General features: G+C 47.5%; 13 protein-coding genes. 11 read left to right on the plus strand and 2 right to left on the minus strand.

The genetic code is table 11. From position 1 onward, the window contains the following. The first annotated feature begins 68 nt into the window (after positions 1–68). The 11 genes from ACMUEV_RS12275 (at position 69) to ACMUEV_RS12325 (ending at position 15194) form a co-directional block, all read left to right on the plus strand. Positions 69–1286: a DegT/DnrJ/EryC1/StrS family aminotransferase gene (locus ACMUEV_RS12275; protein ID WP_017288813.1), complete on the plus strand. Its 1218-nt coding sequence runs from the start codon at positions 69–71 to the stop codon at positions 1284–1286. Positions 1287–1383: 97 nt separating this feature from the next. Then, entirely contained in the window at positions 1384–2439 is a 1056-nt protein-coding gene (locus tag ACMUEV_RS12280) for a Gfo/Idh/MocA family protein (protein WP_017288812.1), read from the plus strand. Between the two features lie 125 nt (positions 2440–2564). Beyond that, positions 2565–3212 (plus strand): acyltransferase, encoded by a 648-nt coding sequence (locus ACMUEV_RS12285; protein ID WP_190652020.1) that lies wholly within the window; start codon positions 2565–2567, stop codon positions 3210–3212. A 49-nt stretch (positions 3213–3261) separates the two neighbouring features. Next, positions 3262–4608 (plus strand): NAD(P)/FAD-dependent oxidoreductase, encoded by a 1347-nt coding sequence (locus ACMUEV_RS12290; protein WP_190652019.1) that lies wholly within the window; start codon positions 3262–3264, stop codon positions 4606–4608. A 20-nt stretch (positions 4609–4628) separates the two neighbouring features. Beyond that, complete coding sequence (locus ACMUEV_RS12295; RefSeq protein WP_190652018.1) at positions 4629–6548, plus strand: hypothetical protein; 1920 nt, start codon at positions 4629–4631, stop codon at positions 6546–6548. A 131-nt stretch (positions 6549–6679) separates the two neighbouring features. Further along, positions 6680–7675, plus strand: coding sequence for a class I SAM-dependent methyltransferase (locus tag ACMUEV_RS12300; RefSeq protein ID WP_017288808.1), 996 nt, complete (start codon positions 6680–6682; stop codon positions 7673–7675). Between the two features lie 29 nt (positions 7676–7704). Then, positions 7705–9018, plus strand: a complete 1314-nt coding sequence (locus ACMUEV_RS12305) for a protoporphyrinogen/coproporphyrinogen oxidase (protein WP_190652017.1) — start codon at positions 7705–7707, stop codon at positions 9016–9018. A gap of 10 nt (positions 9019–9028) precedes the next feature. Next, on the plus strand, positions 9029–10009 hold the full coding sequence (locus tag ACMUEV_RS12310; RefSeq protein ID WP_190652016.1) for a polysaccharide deacetylase family protein: 981 nt from the start codon (positions 9029–9031) through the stop codon (positions 10007–10009). 762 nt (positions 10010–10771) lie between these two features. After that, positions 10772–11455, plus strand: a complete 684-nt coding sequence (locus ACMUEV_RS12315) for a sugar transferase (RefSeq protein ID WP_081614748.1) — start codon at positions 10772–10774, stop codon at positions 11453–11455. Positions 11456–11496: 41 nt separating this feature from the next. After that, positions 11497–12690 carry a glycosyltransferase family 4 protein gene (locus ACMUEV_RS12320; RefSeq protein ID WP_190652014.1) on the plus strand — a complete coding sequence of 398 codons (1194 nt, stop codon included), beginning with the start codon at positions 11497–11499 and terminating at the stop codon, positions 12688–12690. Between the two features lie 305 nt (positions 12691–12995). Beyond that, on the plus strand, positions 12996–15194 hold the full coding sequence (locus ACMUEV_RS12325; protein ID WP_190652013.1) for a GumC family protein: 2199 nt from the start codon (positions 12996–12998) through the stop codon (positions 15192–15194). 238 nt (positions 15195–15432) lie between these two features. Here the strand turns inward: ACMUEV_RS12325 and ACMUEV_RS12330 are convergent, their stop codons facing one another. Beyond that, entirely contained in the window at positions 15433–16272 is an 840-nt protein-coding gene (locus ACMUEV_RS12330) for a hypothetical protein (RefSeq protein WP_144056221.1), read from the minus strand. A gap of 144 nt (positions 16273–16416) precedes the next feature. Then, complete coding sequence (locus tag ACMUEV_RS12335; protein ID WP_190652012.1) at positions 16417–17367, minus strand: glycosyltransferase family 2 protein; 951 nt, start codon at positions 17365–17367, stop codon at positions 16417–16419. Positions 17368–17405 lie beyond the last annotated feature (38 nt).

Genomic DNA, 17405 nt, shown 5'->3' on the forward strand with positions numbered 1-17405 from the left:
TTGTGTAGAAAGCCTTCTCAGCTTTGTGCTGAGTCCGTGGAATTGCTTGCAGTACAGGAGAAAAACACATGGTACAAGCACCGAAACAACAAACTCGTTTAGTCCTACCCTCTGACCAAGAAGCGAGCGGTCGGACATTAGGCGAAGAAGAAATTGCATTGGTGTCGGAAGCAATTCGCAGCGGAACATTGACAAGTACGAAAGGAACCTTTGTTAAAACGCTAGAAAAGCGGTTTGCAGAGATGCTAGGCGTGAAGTATGCTTATGCCTGCTCTTCCGGTTCAGGCGCAGTCCATACTGCGATCGCAGCAATTGATCCAGAGCCAGGTGATGAGATTATCACGACTTCAATCACGGATATGGGTGCTTTGACCCCCATTCTGTATCAAGGTGCGATTCCGGTCTTTGCAGATGTTGATCCGCAAACTTGGAACGTCACGGCTGAAACGATCGAGAAATGCATCAGCGATCGCACGAAAGCAATTATTGTGACGCACTTGTTTGGGAATCCTTGTGACATGACTGCGATCATGGAATTAGCAGAGTCTCGTGGCATTCCTGTGATCGAAGATTGTGCCCAAGCTTTTCTCGCCACTCATGCTGACAAGCCTGTAGGAACCATTGGTAAGATTGGTTGCTTTAGTTTGCAGCAAGGTAAGCACATCACGACAGGTGAAGGTGGAATTGTCACCACGAACGATGATGCTCTAGCACGTCGAATGTTCTTGTTTATCAATAAAGCATTTGGCTATGGCGATCCGAATCCTGATCACTATTTCATTGCCTTGAATGGGCGGATGTGTGAACTTCAAGGCGCAGTTGCAGTCGCACAGTTGTCGAAGCTTTGGGGCTGTGTGGAACATCGGCGAATTGCAGCGAAGAAGATGACACAAAAGCTGCAAGGCTTGGCAGGAATTGAAACACCCTACTGCGATGAGCGCAATACGCATGTGTTCTGGAAGTACTGCTTGCGGGTCGATAGCAAGGTCGTGCCAGATGGTGCAGTCGGTTTAGCGAAGAAACTCAAAGAGCGTGGAATTTTCTCAGCTCCTCGATACATTCAGAAACCTGCGTTTCAGTGCATGATTTTTGAGCAACAGCGGACGTTTGGGAATTCGCGCTTTCCGTTTACTTTGGCACGTCCTGAGGCGGTGGATTATAGCCCTGAGAAGTTTCCGGGAACATTTGCAGGCTTAGAAGCAGTACTAGTACTGCCCTGGAATGAGGCTTATACCGACGAGCATATTGACTACATTGCGAATGCAATTCATGAGTCGTTAGCTTAGATCATCCGAGAAAAGTACGCGGTAGAGCCATTGGAACCGTGGTGAATCAAATTTGCCACGGATCAATACACATCAGTAGCTGTGAAGAGGAAATGTCATGACTGAGAAGCTGAAGTTTGGATTGATTGGAGCAGGTGGAATTGCACAGGCTTATGCACAGGCGTTTGAAAAATCTACGATCGCGCAACTCGTCGCCGTTGTTGATGTTCGACCCGAGGCAGCACAGGCACTTGCAGAACGATTGAACTGCCAGAGCTTTGATAGCTATCAGACGATGGCGGAAAGCTTGGAACTCGATGCAGTGATTATCTGTACACCTCCTGTGACGCACCGGGATATTTCCGTCTACTTCTTAGATCGCAAGATTCATGTGCTGTGTGAGAAGCCGCTGAGTGTTGATGTGAACAGTGCGATCGAGATGGTCGATACTGCGGCGCGCAACGGCGTAATTTTGACGATGGCATCGAAGTTCCGCTATGTCGAAGATGTGATCCGGGCAAAGAGCTTAGTCATGTCGGGCGTTTTAGGCGAGATTGTTTTGTTTGAGAATGCGTTTACTTCGCGGGTGGATATGTCCTCGCGTTGGAACTCGAAGCCTGCGATTAGTGGCGGGGGCGTGTTAATTGATAACGGAACCCACTCGATCGATATTATGCGCTACTTCTTGGGCGCTCTAGCTGAAGTCCAGGTGATCGAAGGAAAACGCATTCAGAGCTTGGATGTAGAAGATACCGTGAGAATCTTTGCGAAGAGTGCGAGCGGCGTTGTGGGTAACGTGGATCTGTCCTGGAGTATCAACAAAGAGTTGGATAGCTACATTCGGATCTACGGTTCTCAAGGAACGATTTCGATCGGTTGGAAAGAGTCGAAGTATCGTCAATCTTCTAGTCCTGAGTGGATCAAGTTTGGCAACGGATACGACAAGGTTCAAGCATTTACGAGCCAAATCGAGAACTTCTCGAAAGCGATTTTGGGACAAGAAGCTTTGTTGATCACTCCGCAAGACAGTATTGCGTCTGTAGAAGTGATCGAAGCGGCTTACAAGTCGATGAATCAAACTCAGTGGACAGGTGTATCTTACGACTCGCTGAAGGTGCTAGGCTTCGCGACTGCGCCGACCAATGGCGATAAAGCGTTTGCTAGCGCATCGTAAGGGTTGGGGTTTGGCTGTTCAACCCGCAAAGAGAGTGAATTTCAAACCTGCGGGTTGAACAAAGTTTAACCGAGACTATCGAGCCTACTGTGCGTGGATTTAGTTTAAAAATCTAGAACGAGTCTATGAATCTGCAAATCAATTCTAGTAGCCCTTCTGTGCGTATTCATCCAACGGCGATCGTGGAAGCGAATGTTTCGATCGGAGCGCGGAGTTCAGTCTGGGACAATGTTCATATTCGCTTTGACACTGAGATTGGCGAAGAATGCATCATTGGTGAAAAAACCTATATTGCTTATGGTGTGAAGATTGGCGATCGCGTCAAGATCAATGCCTTTGTGTATATCTGCAATGCAGTCACGATCGAAGATGGAGTGATGATTAGTGCAGGAACGGTGTTCACCAATGACCGTTTTCCCAGAGCGACGACCTCTGATCTCAAACACCTGCGTCCCTCTGATCCAGATGAGCATACTTTACCAACCCTTGTGAAAGCAGGAGCCACGATCGGAGCAAATTGCACGATCGGAAATGATTTGTCGATCGGACGGTTCGCAATGGTTGGTATGGGATCGCTAGTCACAAAATCCGTTCCAGATTTCCATTTAGCGATCGGACATCCTGCTCGCTCAGTAGGCGCTGTGTGCCGATGCGGTCAGCTATTGACGCGCTTCCCAGCCGATCTTAAGACGTTTCACGCAGATATTGATTGTCCGACCTGTGGACTTCAGTATGCAATTCGCGAAGGGGTCGTTGAAGAATTGACACCTTAGTTCTCCCCACTCCCCACTCCCCACATTCATTCACCTACCCAAGATACTCATGTCAGTTTCATCACAACGATGGGCGATCGTAGGCGGTGGCATCCTCGGCATGACCCTCGCACTCCGTCTCGCTCAGCAAGGTAAGCAAGTTACTTTATACGAAAGTGCTCATCAATTTGGTGGGCTGGCAAGTGCTTGGCGATTAGGCAACATCCTTTGGGATCGGCACTATCATGTCACATTGCTCTCGGATACTCATGTTCGATCGCTACTGACAGAGCTAGGCTTAGAACAAGACATGCAATGGGTCGAAACCAAAACAGGATTCTTCACCGATGGCAAGCTCTATTCGATGTCGAATACGCTGGAATTTCTGAGCTTTCCAGCATTACGATTCATCGATAAGTTGCGATTAGGCTTCACGATCTGGTATGCCTCAAAGGTCAAAAACTGGAAAAAACTAGAAAAGATTCCCGTCGCAACTTGGTTGAGAAAACTATCGGGCGATCGCACATTTGAAAAAATTTGGTTGCCGCTTCTGCGATCGAAGCTCGGTGAAAATTATCACATTGCTTCTGCTTCATTCATTTGGGCGATCATTGCTCGCATGTATGCCGCGCGACGAACAGGCTTGAAAAAAGAAATGTTCGGCTATCTGCCAGGCGGATATGCACGATTGCTCTCTCGATTCGTTGAAGTGCTTTCAGAACACAATGTTGAGCTGAAAGTTGGACATCGAGTGAGCCAAGTGATTCGCAAGCAAGGACAAGTCCAACTTGAATTTACCAACGGACAGACAGAACACTTCGATGAAGTGGTGCTGACGATGGCATCTCCGATCGCGGCTCAAGTCTGCAAAGGGCTTTCTGCGATGGAATACGACTTACTCAGAAACGTTGAGTATCAAGGCATTATCTGTGCGTCCCTGTTGCTGAAAAAGCCCTTAGCATCTTACTACGTCACGAATATTACAGATACCTGGGTTCCGTTTACAGGCGTCATTGAAATGTCCGCTCTTGTCGATCGCTCAGAATTTGATCAGCGATCGCTCGTTTACTTACCGAAGTATGTCTCTAGCAATGATCCCGCATTTGGATTAACAGATGAAGAGATTCAAGAAGAGTTTATTCAAACGCTGGTCTTGATGTATCCAAAGTTCGATCGCAATGATGTGGTAGCTTTCCGAGTCTCGCGTGTGCGGCAGGTCTTTGCGATTTCAACCTTGAACTATTCGGAAAAGTTACCGCCGATGCATACTTCTGTTCCAGGCGTACACATCATTAACTCTGCTCATATTCCGAATGGAACCTTGAATGTGAATGAGACAGTGCTGCTAGCTGAAAAATCTGCCGTGGAATTGCTCACCCGCTCTCGACAGTTCGCAATCGATGCCGTTCGAGCCTAATCCTCACACCGAAAGTTGCAATGAAAACAACGCCTGTGCTTGCAAAGCAATCTCAATCGATGACTCAAATCCATCGCTTGGCGATCGTCGCGATCGCGCTTTTAGTCATGCTGCCGATGCTGTTTTACGGCGTGTACGATGCCCATGACTTACCTGCATTTCATCTGCGTTGGGCAAAACAGTTTTCGGATCAATTCTGGTCTGGAGAACTATATCCCCGTTGGTTGCTCAATTTGAATGGAGGATTAGGCAGTCCAACTTTTTTCTTTTATAGCCCAGTGCCCTACTATTTCACAAGCTTACTGCGTCCATTGGTCTGGATGGCTGATCCGCTAGGGTGGCATCAGTTGAGCTTTGGCGCATTACTGGGACTCGCTGCATCGGGGATCACGGCTTATCTGTGGTTGCAGTGTTTGGTTCCAGCTAGAGCCGCGTTCATTGCAGCAATTTTTTATGTGATTGCACCTTATCATTTAGCAGTCGATCTGTATGTTCGATTTGCTTATGCAGAATTTTGGAGCTTTGTCTGGCTACCGTTGATTCTATATTTCACGCATAAATTGGCTCAGGGTCAGAAAAAAGCAGCGATTGGATTCACGATCGCGCAAGCGCTCTTGATCATGACGCATTTGCCCACTTTTCTGATTTTCTCACCTGTCCCATTTCTTTATCTGCTTTGGTACGGAAAGCAGCGAGTCAAAATTGCGATCGCTTTCAGCATCGCCTTTATCTTGGCAGTCGGATTAGCTGCAATCTACTGGTTTCCAGCGATGACAACCAAAGATTTCATTATCCTTAAGGCTGATCCGACTCAGTACGAGTTTTACGACTACACAACAAACTTCTTATTTGCAGAGAGCATTCGGCAGAATTTCCAGGGCGTGATTTCATTTCTAGGAATCTCAAGTGTTCTGATGCTTGTGCTGGCAGCGACGACATTCTTCATCGCAAATCGGCTGAATTCGACACGGCATTCTAGCTTGTTTTGGATCGCGATCGCGCTGGTTTCATGCTGGATGTGCCTCCCTCAAAGTAACTGGGTCTGGCAATTAATCCCACCGCTACAGATCATCGAAGCCCCTTGGCGATTTAATACAATTTTGACGCTTGCGACAACGGCTTTAGTTGGATTGGCAGCGACCTCTGTTCAGCCTGCTCGACTGAACCTCAAAACAATTTTAAGTGCGGTGCTCCTTCTTGGAATTGGCGCAGGATTAGCATTTCTAAGTTTGCTGCCTGTACGAGAAATGTTCTTCACTTGGACTGCAGCAAACAAAGTACTGCTCATTGTGATTGTGACTTTGTGTACGATCGCAACAACATTTGTTCTATACTGGACGCGCCTTGTCAGTTCTAAACTCGCCACAATCAGTCTGTTGTTAACGATCGTATTGCTCTTTTCTAGCAGCGTAGTCATGAAACGATCGCTCTATCCTATTCTCAATCTAAAATCAGAGCTTGAGATTCAGCGAGATGCCGTCTTACATCGCCCAAAATGGGTTCCTGCATCGCTTTATACAACAGATAATCTGCGAAAACTAATTGATGAGAAATTTGGCTCTGCGGTGACGATCGAAGCACAAGATCGAGTCAATGCTTCGATCTGGAAACCCAGGTTTCTAACTTTACAAACCAGTTTAGAAACTGAACAATGGTTGACGCTGAGACAGTTCTACTATCCAGCTTGGATCGCTAAAACTAACTCTCTTTCTCTCCCAATACAGCCCTCTCCAGAGGGACTGCTACAAATTAAGGTTCCGCCGGGTCAACATACGATCGCGGTGCAGCTAGAAACCCTGCCTCAAGAACGGATTGGCATTGTTCTGAGCTTTGGCGCTGGAGGTCTACTAATGGCTTGGTTCGCTTTGTTTAATCGACGAATTCAGAAATTGCTCATTGCAAAACGCTCAGGTCTGCATTTCAAATCTTCGGCTTCCTAAGTCGGTCGTTTCACCTCAAGCTTACAGGTCGTCAATTCTCATAAAATTGCGTGCAAGATGATAGCCACGATCGATCATTGAGAAGCCCCGCAAGCGCTCCTTTCTTCAGTTCAATAGCTCTCTTATAGATCATGAAAGATTTATCTGATACCTTTCCTCAACCTTATGGCGCGCCCTGCCGTGCTGATGGAACTGCTCCCCTCGCGATGACACGGGTGAAGTGCTGTATTTGCGATGTCGATGATGCAAGTGCTGTAGCAGTTGGAGAAGATTTCGAGTATCGTACTAGCCCCGATACGTTTCTAGCTGTGCAGTGTCGTGGCTGTGGATTGGTCTATCTCAATCCGCGCCCTGACATCAGCGAACTCGATCGCATTTACCCGCGTGACTATCATGCGTATGAATTCTCGGCTGAGCGATTTGGCTTTGTCTACCGGGTGCGGCAGCGATTAGAAGCAAAGCGATTGCTGTCAGCTTGCAAAGGACTAGGCAAAGATGCTCGAATCATTGATGTCGGCTGTGGGGATGGCTTTCATCTACGCTTACTGCGTGATTTTGGACAGCCCACTTGGAGGCTTGAAGGAATTGAACCGAGCGATCTCGCAGTCAAAGCAGGAATGAATGAAGGACTGGAGATTCATTCAGGCATGGTTCAGGACTTAGACTTGCCCAAAAATAGCTATGATTTAGCTTTCATGATCGCCACGATCGAGCATGTCGATCATCCCGCTGAAGTGCTCGCTGCTGTGCGATCGCTCCTCAAGCCGGGCGGTCGAATTGTCATTGTGACCGACAACACCGATACATTGGATTTCAAACTCTCAAAAGCCCGCCACTGGGGCGGCTATCATTTTCCGCGACACTGGAATTTGTTTAATTCAACCAATTTAAGAATGCTGGCGCAGAAAGTTGATCTCGAAGTCGCTCAGATGACCACGATCGTGTCGCCAGTCAATTGGGTCTATTCGATTCGGAATGCGCTCGTCGATTGGAACGCACCCAAATGGCTCATCAATCAATTCAGCTTGCAATCTACCCTCTCGCTCGGTGTGTTTACGATTTTCGACATGATTCATCAACGGATGGGTCATGGAGCTTTGCTGAGAGCCGTGTTGAGAAAGCCTTGATAAGCTGATTTAATTCCTCCCTGAACCTTATGAACACTGAAATTAAACCTGTCGTGATCGTCGGCGGTGGGCTAGCTGGTTTGACTGCCGCTTGGGCACTTCGACAACACAACATTCCTGTGAAACTCTATGAGGCAGGCAAGCAGATTGCTGGACTAGCAGGCAGCTTTCACGATCCCGATGGTTTTACTTATGACTTTGGCGCACATTTTGTCACCAATCGACTCGCTGCCGCGATCGGCGTAGGTGCGCTGTGCCGAAACGTGCGCTACTATGGCGAAACTGTCTACCTCAAAGGTCGTAACTACACATATCCATTTGGTTTACTGCAAAATCCTCGCTATGTTGCCAGCGGGATCGCCAGCAAATTGAAGCGGCATCAGCCGAAAAATGCAGCCGAATGGTATCGTGCTGAGTATGGTCAAACTTTAGCCAATGAAGTCGCGATTCCATTAACTGAAGCTTGGTCAGGCGCTGCGGCTGAAGATTTAGCAACGTCTGTTGGCGATAAGCTGCAAGCCGGAATTGCTCAGAGCATCGTCCATAAGCTGATGGCTCGCTTCACTCAGCGCGCTGTCACCAATGGATACAGCCATGACATGCCTGAAAATCCGCATGTTTGGCACGTTTATCCTAAAGGTGGACTCGGCTTATTGTGTCAAAAGCTAGCCGAAGATCTTCAAGATTGCATTCAGCTTGAGTCTCCAGTAGAAGCAATTCTCGTTGAGAATGAGCAAGCAGTCGGAGTTCGAGTCAAAGGGATAGAGCAGCCTGCTTCTGCTGTGATTAGTACGGCACCTTGTCATATTTTAGCCAAACTGGTTCAAGGCTCGGATGCGGTCAAGCCTCTATCGAGCTTCAAGTACCGTCCGATGGTTTTTGTGAATTTGCGCTTGCATGGTCGTGGCTTGCTCTCTGATACAGTCGTTTGGACTCCAGAACGCGACTATTTCTTCTTTCGCTTAACCGAGACACCTTTATCCATGCCGTGGCTCGCTCCTGAAGGAAAAACACTGATCACCGCAGATATCGGCTGTGAAATCGGCGATGAGATTTGGCAGATGTCAGACGAAGAATTGGGAGAGCGCTGTATCGAACATTTGCGTGAAATCATTCCAGATGCGCGGCAGCGATATTTTGGCTGTCGGGTGTTGAAAACTCCGATCGCTTATCCAGTTTTCTTGAGCCAGTATGAGGAGCATCGTCAGCGACTCGCCCACTCCACAGGGATTTCAGGACTCTACAGTATTGGGCGCAATGGAGAATTCGCCCATTTACTCATGGAGGACATCTACTGGCGCACAACCTCGAAAATGCGTCAACTTGCAGCGAACTTGAATTAGTGTGAACCCTATGAAACAGCGTAGAAAACCGATCGCGAGCTTATCGCTTGATCTGGATAATCAATGGTCTTACATGAAAACTCACGGAGATGAGGGCTGGGAGTCTTTTCCATCCTATTTAAATCTTCTGATCCCGCGAGTACTGGAGTTTTTGGATCAGCGGGATCTGAAAATTACGTTCTTCATTGTTGGACAGGATGCTGCGCTAGAAAAAAACACAGCAGCATTAAAAGCGATCGCCGATCACGGTCATGAAGTTGGAAACCATTCGTTTCTGCATGAACCTTGGTTGCATCTGTACACCGAAGAGCAGATTAATACAGAACTCGCGATCGCAGAACGGCACATCGAGCAGGCGACCGGACAGCGTCCTATCTGTTTTCGAGGTCCTGGCTTTAGCTTGTCTCGAACTGTGCTGCAAGTGCTCGCGAGACGAGGATATCTCTGTGATGCTTCAACGTTTCCAACCTTCTTAGGGCCGTTGGCACGAGCTTACTATTTTATGACCAGTAAGCTCAGTAAAGAAGAACTCGAAAAGCGCAAGCAACTGTTTGGGAAATTTCAAGATGGATTGCGCCCGCTCAAGCCGTATCGCTTGAGAATGGATGCGGGCAGTTTAGTCGAGCTTCCAGTCACGACAATGCCTGTGTTTAAGGTTCCAATTCATGCTAGCTATATTCTGTATCTGGGCGTGTTTTCTCCGATGCTGGCAATGTTGTATTTCCGATGCGCGATCGCGCTTTGTAAATTGTTTCGAGTCCAGCCTTCCATCTTGCTGCATCCTTTAGATTTCATGGGCTGTGATGATTTGCCGGAACTCGCTTTCTTTCCAGCAATGAATCTGCCGAGCTATAAGAAAGTAGCAATGATGAGCAAAATTATTCGGGTCTTAACTGATAATTTTACAGTGCTCACAATCTCACAACATGCTCGGCAAATGGCAAAAGCAGAGGACATTCCGGTGATGCATCCGAGCGCGATCGCGCTGTAATCAGCGCGATCCCTCGGGGTGATAGATGTTGATCTCCCTAGTCGTCTTCAAGCGATAAATCTGATGGGTAGATCACTGCTGATCTGTCCCACTGCTCCTCATTTTTTTAGCTTTCATACAACTGCGATCGATACTCGAACTACTGTCGATCGCAGTTCTCTGTGTGTTCAACTTCACGAAACTGACTTGAATGTAAAAAGATCCTATGTAATCGCACATTCCCAGCAACAGCTATTGCTCTCAATAGATATACATGATAGAAATTAAGGGTGCTGCAGATTTTCAGTGTTATTCCACTAGACAAATTTGCAAAAACTTGCATTCAACCTGATGTCGCCCTTTTCGGCTTCATAAACCAGCAATTCACTCAGCTAAATTACTGAGGATCTGGATTGGAACCCTCAGAAGAATGTCCAAAATACTCTCTTGATTGACTTGTCATCCTATATGCAATTGCAAATCGAACACGTGTGTTCCCGTCCGACTCGGCAGACCTGTGTGATCTGCTCTAACCTTTTTCAACCTATCCTCGCCAGGGTAGTTGTCTACACCGAAGATGAAGCACATGGCGATCTCTGTCCAACCTGCTTATCTCAAGGATCAAGCTTTGTCAGAACCCGTTTAAATCTTGCTTTAAACCCCTCACAAGCCTCATCCTCTCAGCTTACAGCGTAGATATTGTGCTCCTCAGTATGGGCGCAGCTAATTGCCATTCCTGCATCACCTGCGAACTACTGCACCATTGAAAAAGGAAAAGCAGAAATGAACTTCCCCGAAGCGTCTGAATTACAGTCTATTCAGTTGTCTCCCGACTTAACGCTCCCCCGCTCCATCACGTTTCATCCCTCCACACAATCCGGGCTGAAGCGGAGTATTGATGTCCTAGGAAGCTTAGTTGGGCTACTGATGCTATCCATCCTCTTTGTTCCGATTGCGATCGCGATCAAGCTCGATAGTCCTGGCACAATCTTTTACAAGCAAACGCGTTGTGGATTGGGCGGGCGAACCTTCGAGATCCGCAAGTTTCGATCCATGGTGGACAATGCCGAAGTCCTAAAACACCAGATTAAAAACGAAGGAAGTAATCTCCTCTTCAAAAACGAAAACGATCCCAGAATTACAAAAGTAGGACGTTTTTTGCGCCGAACGAGCTTAGATGAGCTGCCACAGCTTTGGAATGTGCTGATGGGAGAGATGAGCTTAGTTGGAACTCGCCCCCCCACGTTAGATGAAGTCGCTCATTACAACAATCGGCATTGGCGACGCTTAGAAGTCAAACCTGGATTAACTGGAGAGTGGCAGGTGAGCGGTCGCTCTAAGATTAAAGATTTTGAGCAGGTTGTAGACTTGGATTTGAGGTACCAAGAACGGTGGAATGTGGGGTATGACCTGCTGATCATTCTGAAAACGCTGAAAGTTGTGTTGGGTCGAGAAGGAGCTTACTAGCTCACCCATGCTCGTTTTGTCCTTCTCTGCTCACCCCTTCTATGCAAAAACCAGTTCTCACCATCTTTTATCAATTCAACCCTTGGCGAAGTAGCATCGGCGGTATCCAAACTATCATTCGATCGTTCCTCAAATATGCTCCCGATAGCTTCGAGATCCGCTTTGTCGGAACCACGGACGATCCCACCGAACCTTTATTCACTTGGCGAGAAGCGAACTATGCAGGCAGAACTCTCCAGTTCATGCCCATTCTCACCCTACAAGACAACAATCACCGCAAACGCATTCCGGTCACGGTTCGATATACCGCCGCGCTACTGCGCACCTGTTTCGAATCAGACTTCATGCACTTTCATCGTTTAGAACCGACGATCGCATCTAAACAGTGGCAAGGTGAAAAAACGCTGTTTGTCCATAATGATCTCAAGCAGCAAGCAGCAAAACAGAAAATTCCAGCCCTGAATCACGCCTTAGAACGCTATTTGATTCAGCAGTTTGACCAAGTGCTGTCTTGTCATACCGGATCGCTTGAACTGTATCAGGATCGCTATCCAAATTTGAGCGATCGCATTACCTACATTAACAACTCCTACGATGATGGAGTCTTTCAGCCTGCCCCAGATCGCAGCGCACATCGTCGAGTCCTTGCCCAAACGATGAACTTGCCTGAAGAAACGCAGTTCATTCTCTTTGCCGGGCGACTGCAACCCCAAAAAGACCCCGTTCTGCTCGTTCAAGCGATCGCCGCTTTATCCCATCCCAATGCTCATTTACTGCTCGCCGGAGATGGAGAATTAGCGCCGGAAGTTCGGGCTGAAATTGCGCGATTAGGCGTTCCAGCAACCATGCTCGGCGCACAAACTCAGACCGAAATGCTCAGACTTTATCAAGCTGCCAGCGTCTTTGTCCTGAGCAGTCGATTTGAAGGACTGCCTGTTTCAGTCCTAGAAGCGTTAGGGTGCGGAACACCGATTGTAACGACTGACTGCGGAGATACTCCCAGACTGCTCAACTCAAAGAGTGGAGTCGTTTGTCAAGATCGAGCAGCAATCACGATCGCGAAGGCTCTCGATCAAGTTTTATTCAATCCCGACGATTTTCCTGTAGAAGCCTGTGTCAGTGCGGCTCAACCTTATGCCGCACAAGCCATTGTCAGCCGAGTTTATGAAGATATGCTGTGGAGATGGAAAGCGCGATCGCGGGAGCGAGTTCCAGTTGCGCGATCGTACACGTAAATTTCAGTAGACTGGCACAGATAGAAATGCAACTCATTCCTTAAACAATCCCGATTTTGATCAAAAATCGGGTAAAAAAAGCAACACTAATATCAATTGTTGCAGGACACTTTAAGTATGTGAGTTTTTCAAATTGTGAACTGAGTTGATGTAGAGTAAAGTTGCATCAAGTATCAGAAAAAGATCAATACTGCAAAGACGATTCTAGAATCATGCAGGAAATGATCGAGCTAACAGGGTTGTAGATACCACTAGGACTATTTCTAGAATGGTTTCAAGTTGTTCAAACTAATTCGATCCAAACAATGAGAGCGAAGAACAATGCCGACTCTGGCACGGTGTCTCTAGACAACCTAGAGAAGCTTGATTTTCAGAATTATTGGTTAATTGCAAAACGACGTTGGAAGCCTACTGCTGCGATTATTACGCTGAGTTTGATCGTGGCTGGATTTGCATCCTCGTCGCAGAAGCCAACGTATGTCGCGACTGGGAAAATCGTCCTCAAACCCAACAAAATCCCTGCTTTAACTGGGCTTGGAGGCGAAGCGGCGGGACGAGTGTCAAACTTGACCATGCAAAGCAATCCCGTCAGGACAGAAGCACAGAACGTCGTTTCTCGCCCAGTGATGCAGCAAACGATCGAAGCCCTCAAATTGACGGACGCCTCCGGTAAGCCCCTGCATCCAGATGCTCTAGCAAAAGCAATTAAAGTCAAAGATGTTGCTGGTGCGGACGTTCTGCAGATTAGCTACGAGGATCAAGAAGCCGACAAAGCTGCTGCGGTTCTTAATCAAGTCATGACTCAATACCTCAATGCCAATGTTTTAGAGAATCGCTCTGAAGCTGCCGCTGCGAGAGAATTCATTGCTGAGCAACTTCCCAAAACAGAAGCAACTGTACGACAAACCGAAACTGCGCTCAGACAATTCAAAGAGCAAAGTGGAATTGCAGATGCGAAAGCTGAAGAAGCTCGGGTCAACGAGGCAATTAGCACGCTAGAAAAACAAATTGCAGATGCCAGCACTGATCTTGCTGAAACAACGACTCGGCACGACAAACTTGCAAGCACGCTCAATATGACTGCCGATCGCGCTTTAGAAGTTAGTTTCCTCAGCCAAGATGACAACATCAAACAAATTGCCGCTCAGCTTCAGCAAGTGCAAACTCAACTAGAGCTAGAGCGCACACGCTACACAGGCAAACATCCCGCGATCGTCAATCTACAAGACCGAGAAGCTGCCTTACAAAACTTGCTCGAAGAGCGAATCTCTCAAACGGTCGATGCTGCCTCCGTTACGCCACGCGATCTCGTTCCTGACGAATTGCGTCGCGACTTGATGAAGGATTTTGTCAATGCTGAAGTTCAAAAATTAGGAGCTTCGACGCGGTTAGCTTCCTTGACAGAGACTCGGGATATCTATCGCGATCGCATGATGCAAGTTCCTCGTCTAGAACAGACTCAGCGCGAACTCCAACGCCAGCTCGACGCAGCACAATCAACCTATGAAACCCTACTGAAACGACTGCAAGAGGTTCAATTAACCGAGAAGCAAAACGTCGGGACTGCGCGAATTGTTGAGCGAGCTGCGATTCCTGATAGCGCATCTGGTTCCAAGACCAGTATGTTCCTCTTGCTTGGAGCAGCAGCCGGAACCTTGCTGTCGCTAGCAGTCATTACCTTGCTTGAACTTCGAGACAAATCGATCAAGACGCTCAAAGAGGCACGCGACTTGTTCGGCTATACCTGGCTGGGAACGATTCCTTACTTTGGTAGACCACTCATGGCGCGATCGAAGAAACAGGAATGGTCAATTCCTGAACTCCCTGTACGAGATGCTCCGCGATCGGCGGTGAGCGGCTCGTATCGAATGCTGCAAGCAAATCTGAAGTTTTTGAGCCTAGATGAAAAGCTCAAAAGCGTTGTGATCACAAGTTCTGTCCCGCGTGAAGGCAAATCTACGATCGCAGCGAACTTAGCAGCAACAATGGCAACCTTAGGACGACGCACACTGTTGATCGACGCAGATTTACATCATCCGTCTCAGCACCACATTTGGAATTTGACGAATGTCGGTGGATTGAGCCATGTGATTGTAGAGCAGACGAATGCCCGAGATGCAATCATACCTGTGATGCAAAATCTTGACGTTCTAACCTGTGGTGTGATTCCACCGAATCCTCTAGCTTTGCTCGATTCTAAGCGGATGGCATCTTTGATTGAAACCTTTGAGCAGCAGTATGACTTTGTGATTGTTGATGCTCCTCCTCTGATTGTTGCAGCGGAAGCTTTGACCCTCGGCAGAATTGTCGATGGGCTGATTTTAGTCGCAAGACCAGGCGTGGTTGATCATGCGAATGCCACGACCGCGAAGGAACTCCTAAACCAATCTTCGCAAAATGTTCTGGGTATGGTGATCAATGGCGCGGTACTTGAAAATGATGCTCATGATTCTTACTACGATCATGATGATTACATTCATACACCAATGGAACAGGTCTATTAGTTCTTGCTCTCGATAGCAATGAAGTTCTGAAGCAAAACTACCGACTTCAGAACTTCATCACCAAAGTATTGTTTGAAAAAGAAAGTATTGTTTGAATCAGCAACAGATGAATGCGGTCAAGAGCTAGTACTTAACCGCATTCATTTCGCGAAATGGGAGAACCCAAGTTCAGAGTGCTCCCTATCGTCTCATCTCCCTATCGGACTGATTGTAGTGACCTACTAGAGTATTCAGATCGCTAAAAATTCAGCGGCGGCGGATTCTTCTTGATCTCCTCAGCAGGCATCGTCGTCATCGCAAACACCTTCCAGTGCCGCGCCACCCATTTAAATCGACCGCCTGCAACTTGACCATTGTTACTCCAATCTGCTGCCCACTGGACATGATGATTGCGCCAATAATCTGCGCCCGCACTCGCAATATAGCGAGCCGAATCGAGATCATCTACACCATTCGGATTAGCTTTGACCAATCGCGCTTCAAACTTCGCATACACACCAGCAATATCTGTCGGATTCATCGTGGCACGCTCTGCCCAAAAATGGAACAAATAGCCATTGTTGACTGCAACCGAAATACCGCCCCCATTCCTTGATTCGTCTCTAATATCAGCAGGCTGATTCGCATCACCCGCAAAATCAGCCACGTAGCTTGCACCAGCAACCCGATCCGTTTTCTGAACCTGTTTCCAGGTCTTCGTCGATTTGCTCAGAATCCAAGTTTCTGCCCCTTTAATTTGAATGCGCGTATTCGGAGCTTGCCACGTTTTCCAGCCTTGTGCAGGATAGACGTGTCCGAGCATCGTGATCGCGTGCCAACCAGCCGGGGGATGATTGCCAAATCCGGGCTGAGTTGCGCTCTCATACCAGGTGTAGTGCGAGGGCACGCCATCAGGCTTAGCATCGTTGGGCACACCCGGATCTGAGTCATGAAAAGCAGGATCGAGCGAAGTCTTTAAGGAAGCATAGCGACTAGACCGATTCATGGTTAAGGAAGCAGTATTCCATGGCTCGGATGGAGCCTGTAAGGGATTGCTAAGCGGTGAAGAGAGCGTATTCGTTTCTGCTATGAAAGCCATGAGGAGAATACCACGAATCCAAGTCCTCATAGGATAGAAAAACCGTTTTTGCTCCTCCTGATACACAAAGCCTTGCTGACAACTTTTGATTCTTTGAATTTTGTCCTGGCAATTCTTGCTTTTCCGTCGATTCATAGCATTTCTCTACTGTCGCGTGTCTCGAAACCACAGCACAAATCCTAAAGGAAGTAAACTTAGCCAAAGTAGCCGCGCGCTGATTGAAGTCAAAGAGTTCACCTGCTGACGCAGTGAATATCCACAATGTAAGCCAGCCCGACTGTAGTTTGCAGTCGCCTTGATGAAGGTACGCGGAGCATACCAAAAATAATCTAAGTCATAATTCAACGTAGTTTGATTGCTGAGGAAAAATCCCCTCGTGTCTTTTTCTGCCCAACGTGCGCGCGTGATCTGATCTGCTCCATTGGTGTAGTAGATCCGAAGTGCATCATTGACGTAGCGGGCTGGATATTGGCGAGTCAGCCGCGTCCACACAATACTTTCAGGCATTTCTAAGCGCCGACCTTGCACATCTGGAAAGGGAAATTCTCGCAGCACATCTGTCCGCTGCATTCCCCATTTTTCACCTGAAATTCTCAACCGATAGCGAATTTCAGCGACATGAGAATCCATCGGACTTTGAGGGAAGCGATCGCCAATAATTTTTCCTTCAGTATCCTGGCAAAGGCAATCGATTCCAGAGTACTTTGAGCGCTGAGCGGGTGGAATCTGATTCCAATAATCTTGAAATCGCTCTAATGCTTCTGGAACACAAGCATCATCTGAATCTAAGTTGACCACAAACTCGCCGAGCGCAACTTTCGCTGCATAGTTGTAAGCAATGTGTTTACCACTGTTTTCTTGTCGATGATACCGGATGGGAAAAGGCGCAGATTGTTGCCATTGCTGGACAAGCTGTTCAGTATGATCCGTCGAACCATCATTCACAATCAACCATTCAAAGCTCTGATAAGTCTGAGCACAAAGGCTCTCATACACGCGATGCAAGGTATGAGCACGATTGTAAGTGGGAGTAAAAACAGTAAAGGTATACCGGAATTGGATAACTTCATTATCAACTTGGGGCTGGGGATGCATAATGAGTTGGGAAAGTAAGATTGATTATGTTGGGCAAA

The sequence above is a fragment of the Leptolyngbya sp. FACHB-1624 genome (genome assembly GCF_047649235.1).
GTDB lineage: Bacteria > Cyanobacteriota > Cyanobacteriia > Leptolyngbyales > Leptolyngbyaceae > Leptolyngbya > Leptolyngbya boryana.

What these genes read in the sequence shown, in the direction of transcription:
- ACMUEV_RS12310 (WP_190652016.1), top strand. Translation starts at nt 9,029, where the DNA reads ATGAAACAGCGTAGAAAACCGATCGCGAGCTTATCGCTTGATCTGGAT.
- ACMUEV_RS12315 (WP_081614748.1), top strand. Translation starts at nt 10,772, where the DNA reads ATGAACTTCCCCGAAGCGTCTGAATTACAGTCTATTCAGTTGTCTCCC.
- ACMUEV_RS12305 (WP_190652017.1), top strand. Translation starts at nt 7,705, where the DNA reads ATGAACACTGAAATTAAACCTGTCGTGATCGTCGGCGGTGGGCTAGCT.
- ACMUEV_RS12285 (WP_190652020.1), top strand. Translation starts at nt 2,565, where the DNA reads ATGAATCTGCAAATCAATTCTAGTAGCCCTTCTGTGCGTATTCATCCA.
- ACMUEV_RS12300 (WP_017288808.1), top strand. Translation starts at nt 6,680, where the DNA reads ATGAAAGATTTATCTGATACCTTTCCTCAACCTTATGGCGCGCCCTGC.
- ACMUEV_RS12280 (WP_017288812.1), top strand. Translation starts at nt 1,384, where the DNA reads ATGACTGAGAAGCTGAAGTTTGGATTGATTGGAGCAGGTGGAATTGCA.
- ACMUEV_RS12330 (WP_144056221.1), bottom strand. Translation starts at nt 16,272, where the DNA reads ATGGCTTTCATAGCAGAAACGAATACGCTCTCTTCACCGCTTAGCAAT.
- ACMUEV_RS12295 (WP_190652018.1), top strand. Translation starts at nt 4,629, where the DNA reads ATGAAAACAACGCCTGTGCTTGCAAAGCAATCTCAATCGATGACTCAA.
- ACMUEV_RS12320 (WP_190652014.1), top strand. Translation starts at nt 11,497, where the DNA reads ATGCAAAAACCAGTTCTCACCATCTTTTATCAATTCAACCCTTGGCGA.
- ACMUEV_RS12335 (WP_190652012.1), bottom strand. Translation starts at nt 17,367, where the DNA reads ATGCATCCCCAGCCCCAAGTTGATAATGAAGTTATCCAATTCCGGTAT.
- ACMUEV_RS12275 (WP_017288813.1), top strand. Translation starts at nt 69, where the DNA reads ATGGTACAAGCACCGAAACAACAAACTCGTTTAGTCCTACCCTCTGAC.
- ACMUEV_RS12325 (WP_190652013.1), top strand. Translation starts at nt 12,996, where the DNA reads ATGAGAGCGAAGAACAATGCCGACTCTGGCACGGTGTCTCTAGACAAC.
- ACMUEV_RS12290 (WP_190652019.1), top strand. Translation starts at nt 3,262, where the DNA reads ATGTCAGTTTCATCACAACGATGGGCGATCGTAGGCGGTGGCATCCTC.